Below are 6,492 nucleotides of genomic sequence, written 5' to 3' on the forward strand. Positions count from 1 at the left end.
TCGTTACTACCATACCCGATAGATTTCTAAATATAGAACAAGCTACTTGTATTCATACCTTCGTTTTCCACTAGATACGTTGCGTTATCGTCGTAGATACATATTCTTGAAATCAACACATCCACCGCATCACCGACTTTGAAAGCATGTCCATCGATAGTATGATTCGCCACTAACACTAGTTCACCAATCCGGACCGTCACTTCCAAGCGATTACCTTTGAATAAAATATGTTCAATGTGACCTAACTCCACCACGCTACGATAGCGGTGTAAAGTCCCTAGAGGATAAATGCTGATATATTCTGGTCGAATTAAGGCTTCTTTTACATTATCGATTTTCTGAAAGCCTTTTAACACGTCACACCCTTCTACAACAGAAGACTTACCTAAGAACTTAGCCACAAACGGAGTCTTTGGGTTGCAATAAATCTCCTGTGGCGTTCCCACTTGTTCAATACGACCTTTGTTAGTCACTACAATTTGATCTGCCATTTCTAGCGCCTCTTCTTGGTCATGTGTCACAAAGATAGTAGTAATCCCAATTTGCTGAATCGTATTGCGCAACCACATACGAAGTTCTTCTTTTACCTTCGCATCGATGGCAGCAAAGGGTTCATCCAAGAGCAACACATCTGGATTCGGTGCCAATGCTCTAGCAAAGGCAACCCGTTGCCGTTGCCCACCAGATAATTGGCTCGGATATCTATCTTCTAAGCCACTAAGTCCGATGAGATCGATGAGCTCCGTTACACGACGACGAATTTCCTCCTTACTCGCTTTCTTCACGGTCAACCCAAAGGCAATGTTATCAAACACCGTCATATAGCGAAATAGAGCATAACTTTGAAATAAAAATCCAATCCCTCTGTCTGCAGGTGCCACAGTATTGACCCGTGTACCATTGATATAAATATCGCCTTCATCAGGTGTTTCCAAACCGGCAATCATCCGTAATATGGTCGTCTTCCCGCTCCCACTAGGTCCTAAGAGGGCTACCAAGCTGCCCTTCTCAATGGACAAGGACACATCTTTCGACGCCTGAAAGTCTCCATAATTTTTATATATATTCGATAAACTAACGTACATGCATTTCCTCCCTTTACCTGTATCGATGACAATTCGTATCATTGACAACCTTTGACCTACGGTATCATTGACTTGCCTCACCGATGCCTCGCTCTATCACTAACCTGCTTTACCGATGGCTAGCTTTATGGGCCGCATAGGTGCGCAAAGCAATCATGATGAAAGCCAATAGAATCAGCACCGAAGACACACTAAAGGATGCTACCACGGCACTTTCAGTACCAGACATATAAAGAGCGTCGATTTCTAATGGCAAGGTAAACGTAGATCCCCTCGCCTTAGATACAGCTGCCACAGCACCAAATTCACCCATAGCCCGGGCCCCGCACAAGATAATCCCATACAACAAAGGCCATTTGATGTGAGGAAAGGTAATATCCTTAAAAATACGCCATCCAGAGGCCCCCATCAAAGCCGCTGCTTCCTCTTCTTCTCGGCCTTGATTCAGCAAGACTGGCAAGATTTCACGGAATACGAAGGGCATGGTCATGAATACAGTCACCAAGATAACCCCTGGTATAGCAAAGACAATACGAATATCTAATCCTGTCCACGCATTAAACTGATTGATATACGGCCCCAACCAACCCAATCGACCAAAGGTGAGTAAAAAAGCTAACCCTGCAATAACGGGAGATACGGAAAATGGTATATCTGCCAAAGTGGCGATCAATGTTTTACCAGGAAAATCGAACTTCGATACCGCAAAGGCAGCTGCCACTCCGAAGATGGCGCTCACCAACATAGCAATGACCATCACCAGTATGGTCAGCCCCAAAGATTTCATCACATAGACAGTACTAATAGACTGCACATAGAACCGCCAACCTAACGACAAGGATTGAAACACTACTGAAAGCATAGGAATAAGGAGCATAAAAATAATGAATACCCAAGCTAATAGAATTAACAAGGTAGAACCGTATCGTCCTTTCATAGACCTATTACCTCCCTTTAATACGCTTCGCGTGATGATTCTGAATTAAATTCACTACTAACAAAATAGAAAACGAAATGCCTAGTAGCACGATAGCAATGGCTGTAGCACTGCTATAATCGGCATAATTTAACTTTTGCATAATCACATAGGATACAGCTTGCGTGTGATTTTTAAAACTATTCCCTGAAATGTAAATGATGCTACCATATTCGCCAATCCCTCTAGCAAAGGCCAAACTAAAACCAGTCAACAAGGGCGGCAACAATTCAGGAAAAATAACTTGTCGATACAATCTAAATTTACTGGCGCCCATCATGAAAGCAGCCTCTTCATAAATAGGATCTAAGGTTTCTAGCACCGGTTCCAAGGACCGCACCACAAAAGGAATCCCTACAAATACGAGGGCTACTACAATGCCAATTTGACTATAAGCCACGTGAATCCCCCAGTGCGACAAGATAGATCCAAACCAACCTGTATCAGTATACAGTTTCGATAAGGTAATCCCAGCCACTGCTGTGGGTAGTGCAAAAGGGAGTTCTATCATGCTGTTCAGTAAGTCTTTCCCTGGAAATGTGTAGCGCACCAGAACCCAAGCCAAGATAAAACCAAATACTACATTGATAGCTGCTGCAATAGCGCCTGTTAATAAACTAGTTGTAAAGGCTTGTACTACATTCGCTTTAGTAAGCAATACTTTCCAAGTGTCCCAAGGCAAGGACACTCCATGGGAAAATACTGACCCTAAAGGAATGATGATACAGATCGATAATAAGGCAATGGTAATGCCTAAGGACAAGCCCATACCTGGAATGATTCGTGTCGATGTAGGGCCTATGATTCGTGAAAGCCACGATGTATTATGTTCCATAGATTTCATCAAATACCCCACCTTCATCAAAAAACTTCTTATATACTGCATCCCAGCCACCATAGGCATGAATAGTTGTTAACTCTATCCTGTGGTAAAAGGTCGAAGAAAACTCCTGTAAAATAACTGGATTGGACGGTCTAAATCCATAAGAACCAATCAACCGCTGCCCTTCATCAGAGTATAAATATTGAATATAATCACGAGCTACCTCTGTAGTTTGATCTCGATCTGTAATTCCTTTTACAAGAGCCACATTAGGCTCTGCAACGATGCTTGTGCTAGGAGTCACCACCTCATATTGACCTGGATAGTTCTTCACAATTTGTAAGGCTTCATTTTCCCAAATCAAGAGCACATCCCCTTGCTTATTTTCTACGAAAGTCGTCGCCGCACTACGAGCGCCAGCATCTAAAACTTTCACATGGTCATAAAGAGATTTTACATACCCTTTGGCACCCGTTTCTGTACCGTATGCCCTGAGTCCATGGTCCCAAGCCGCCATGAATATCCAACAAGCCGCACTAGAACTTTTCGGATCTGGAGCTACGATGGAAATCCCAGACCTCTCTAAATCTACCCAATCTTGTATATGCTGAGGATTATCCTTACGCACTAAAAATACAATAGTCGACGTATAAGGAGCCGAATGGTTGGGAAACATGTTCTCCCAATTCGTATCGAGCAAGTGCACACGGTTCAGCATTTCAATATCTTGTGAAGACCCCAAGGACACAATATCGGCATCATTACCTTCGATGATGGACCGCGCCTGTGCACTAGAGCCACCGTGAGATTGCGTGACATGCACATCCTTTCCAGTGATAGCCTTATAATGCTCACGAAATAGGCGGTTATAGTCTTCATAAAACTCACGGGTACTATCATAGGATACATTTGTAATGTGTACCTCATTGCCTACTATTTTGGGCTCTTTCATACATCCTGTGAAAGTCCCTATACAAGCAACCCCTATCATGGCGATGAGCCAGTTTCTATATCGTTTTTGTTTCATATATACCCTCCATCGTCATGTCTAAGGCACATTACTATTCTCTTGTTTAGCACAATATAACGCACTTACACATCAAAAATACCTGTCGATAAATAGCGTTCTCCACCATCTGGTAGCAATACAACAATATTCTTATCCTTATAGGCCGGGTCCTGACCAATTTGTATGGCCGCTTGTAAAGCAGACCCAGAGGAGATACCAAGTAACAATCCTTCTGTTTTAGCAATGGTCCGTGTACATGTGTAGGCATCCTCTGTAGAGACTGTCACAATCTTATCTAACAACTTAGTATCTAACACATCTGGTATAAATCCTGCTCCAATCCCTTGGATACCATGAGGTCCAGCTTCTTTGCCAGATAATACAGCCGATGTAGTAGGTTCAACGCCAATAATCTGTACCGATGGATTTTGCTCTTTCAAATACCGCCCCACACCTGTCACAGTTCCCCCTGTACCGATAGAGGATATAAACACATCCACTTCACCATTCGTATCCTTCCAAATCTCAGGACCTGTCGTCTCATAATGAGTGTTAGGATTCGCAGGGTTTGTAAATTGTTGCAAGATGAAAGCATTGCCATGAATTTGTTGTAACTCCTCAGCTACCCGAATACTTCCTTTCATCCCTTCTATGCCTGGTGAAAGCACAACCAACGCCCCCAATGCTCGTACGATACGTTGACGCTCCACACTCATCGTGTCCGGCATGACAAGAATTAATTTAAGTCCCATTTGCGCTGCTACAAAGGCAAGACCAATCCCCGTATTACCACTAGTAGGTTCAATGAGCACCGTATCTTTTTGTATCACCCCAGAGTCAATTCCCTCTTTGATCATTCCGTAGGCAACACGATCCTTCACACTACCCATTGGATTAAAATATTCTAATTTTCCTAACAAACGACCATTTAATTGATATAATTTTGTGAAAGCATCCAATACCACCAAAGGCGTAGAGCCTATTAAATCTGTTACGTGCTGGTACATGATTGGTTCCCCCTTACTGCTGTATTTTTTATATATATAACTAACTGGTTAATATATACTACGTAATATGTAGTGAAAATATATCTATTCGCTATAATACTTTGATCATTAATCCATAAATTTAATATATTGATAATATCTATATCTAATTTTATAAATATATATTTTTATTTTATATTTACTACATATGTATCGACATATGCTGATAGACAGCATCTAGTTATCACTCTATACAAAGCTATAATAACGTCTACTATTGTATATTCTTATTCCTATGTAGTCAATTGGATATAAACTATAGAACACTATAGGGTAAAACTATATACATAAATATGCAAATTCAAAAATGAGAATTGTTATATATAAAAAAAACACTATTCTACTTTAGTAGAATAGTGTTTACACTAAAAGGGGTAGCTTCTATTTATTATTTTAAATATTGACCTAAGTCTATTTTAGTAAGTGTATCTTCTATAGCACGATGGAATGCTCTATCGTAACTTCCGCTAGTTTTACCTACGCTGGAGAATTCCTCATCCATAATATAGTCCTCTTGTTGAGCATCATAAATAGTAACACTCGTCATGATAGTCAAGTTTTTTCTAAGACCTGTCCAAAAATTTTGTTTCTCCTCTGCTGATGTAACACGAGTTGCTAATACCATCACATAGCGAGTACCTTCTTTTGCTGCCAAAGCTTTAAGGTCTTTAGTACGAAGAATAACTCCTTTATCCTGATCTCGTTGATTATCATTAGTGTCATTATCTCTAATGTAAACTTTAAGATCTTTTTGGGCCTTTGTAAACGCAATAGCTTCATAACCTACACTCTTTAATTTCTCATTTACTTTTGTATATATCTCTTCACTCGTTTCTAATGGTTTCCCAACATGAGACGGATCCATTTGGATAAATAATGCAATAGGTTGTTTAGGTGATTCTAATAACCCCATTGCTTGCGAACTTAAAGAACCCAACAAGAATACAGAGAAAACTACCGCAAAAAATATATATAGTCTTTTCATACCTATTCTCCTTAATACCCCTTTATTATATACATTATAATATGAAATTCATCTTTTTTAAAGTATTATTCTAAACTCTATATTATTAATTTATAAGATTTTATTAATGATATGTTAGCTGGAAACGGCTCTTCTCGTACATCACATTTGCAACTTCCTATTTGTTCCTGGCTGTGGGTTTTATACGCCCCTTCGGGGCTTTAAAACCTTACGCCAGGAACTAAGCGATGCTCTATGATTTGCGCGTCGCTTCTTCTTTTTTACCTTTTACATTTTCCTTTTCCTGCTTTGTTCCTGACTGTGGATTTTGTGCGCCCTTCGGGCTTCAAAATCTTACGCCAGGAACTCCCCGATTCACACACTTTCATGCGTCGCTATGCTCCTATGAAAGTGGTTCACTGGGGATCCCAGGCCTATGGTATTCTTCCACAGATATTACTTGAGTCATGTTGGCTGGAAACGGCCAGACCAAAATAATATATTGAATAAGAAAATAAAAAAGACGCCTTTCGGCGTCTTCTTTATTTTCTTAATCAGCAACTTCCTATCCTCCCAGGCCGTTTCC

Annotated in this window: 6 protein-coding genes; all 6 read right to left on the minus strand. The window is 40.5% G+C overall.

Features of this window, described 5'->3' with window-relative positions:
• Nucleotides 1–26 precede the first annotated feature (26 nt).
• Nucleotides 27–1,088 carry an ABC transporter ATP-binding protein gene (locus tag EO113_RS06845; protein WP_127135893.1) on the minus strand — a complete coding sequence of 354 codons (1,062 nt, stop codon included), beginning with the start codon at nt 1,086–1,088 and terminating at the stop codon, nt 27–29.
• Nucleotides 1,089–1,197: 109 nt separating this feature from the next.
• On the minus strand, nt 1,198–2,025 hold the full coding sequence (locus EO113_RS06850) for a sulfate ABC transporter permease (RefSeq protein ID WP_127135894.1): 828 nt from the start codon (nt 2,023–2,025) through the stop codon (nt 1,198–1,200).
• A gap of 7 nt (nt 2,026–2,032) precedes the next feature.
• Entirely contained in the window at nt 2,033–2,908 is an 876-nt protein-coding gene (cysT, locus tag EO113_RS06855) for a sulfate ABC transporter permease subunit CysT (protein WP_240633672.1), read from the minus strand.
• Complete coding sequence (locus EO113_RS06860; protein ID WP_127135895.1) at nt 2,889–3,914, minus strand: sulfate ABC transporter substrate-binding protein; 1,026 nt, start codon at nt 3,912–3,914, stop codon at nt 2,889–2,891. Before EO113_RS06860 ends, cysT begins: the two co-directional genes overlap by 20 nt.
• Before the next feature lie 65 nt (nt 3,915–3,979).
• Complete coding sequence (gene cysK / locus EO113_RS06865) at nt 3,980–4,903, minus strand: cysteine synthase A (protein ID WP_127135896.1); 924 nt, start codon at nt 4,901–4,903, stop codon at nt 3,980–3,982.
• A 427-nt stretch (nt 4,904–5,330) separates the two neighbouring features.
• Nucleotides 5,331–5,927 (minus strand): hypothetical protein, encoded by a 597-nt coding sequence (locus EO113_RS06870; protein ID WP_127135897.1) that lies wholly within the window; start codon nt 5,925–5,927, stop codon nt 5,331–5,333.
• Nucleotides 5,928–6,492: the final 565 nt, after the last annotated feature.

It is taken from the genome of Veillonella sp. 3913 (genome assembly GCF_003992235.1).
GTDB lineage: Bacteria > Bacillota > Negativicutes > Veillonellales > Veillonellaceae > F0422.

What these genes read in the sequence shown, in the direction of transcription:
- EO113_RS06845 (WP_127135893.1), bottom strand. Translation starts at nt 1,088, where the DNA reads ATGTACGTTAGTTTATCGAATATATATAAAAATTATGGAGACTTTCAG.
- EO113_RS06850 (WP_127135894.1), bottom strand. Translation starts at nt 2,025, where the DNA reads ATGAAAGGACGATACGGTTCTACCTTGTTAATTCTATTAGCTTGGGTA.
- cysT (WP_240633672.1), bottom strand. Translation starts at nt 2,908, where the DNA reads ATGAAATCTATGGAACATAATACATCGTGGCTTTCACGAATCATAGGC.
- EO113_RS06860 (WP_127135895.1), bottom strand. Translation starts at nt 3,914, where the DNA reads ATGAAACAAAAACGATATAGAAACTGGCTCATCGCCATGATAGGGGTT.
- cysK (WP_127135896.1), bottom strand. Translation starts at nt 4,903, where the DNA reads ATGTACCAGCACGTAACAGATTTAATAGGCTCTACGCCTTTGGTGGTA.
- EO113_RS06870 (WP_127135897.1), bottom strand. Translation starts at nt 5,927, where the DNA reads ATGAAAAGACTATATATATTTTTTGCGGTAGTTTTCTCTGTATTCTTG.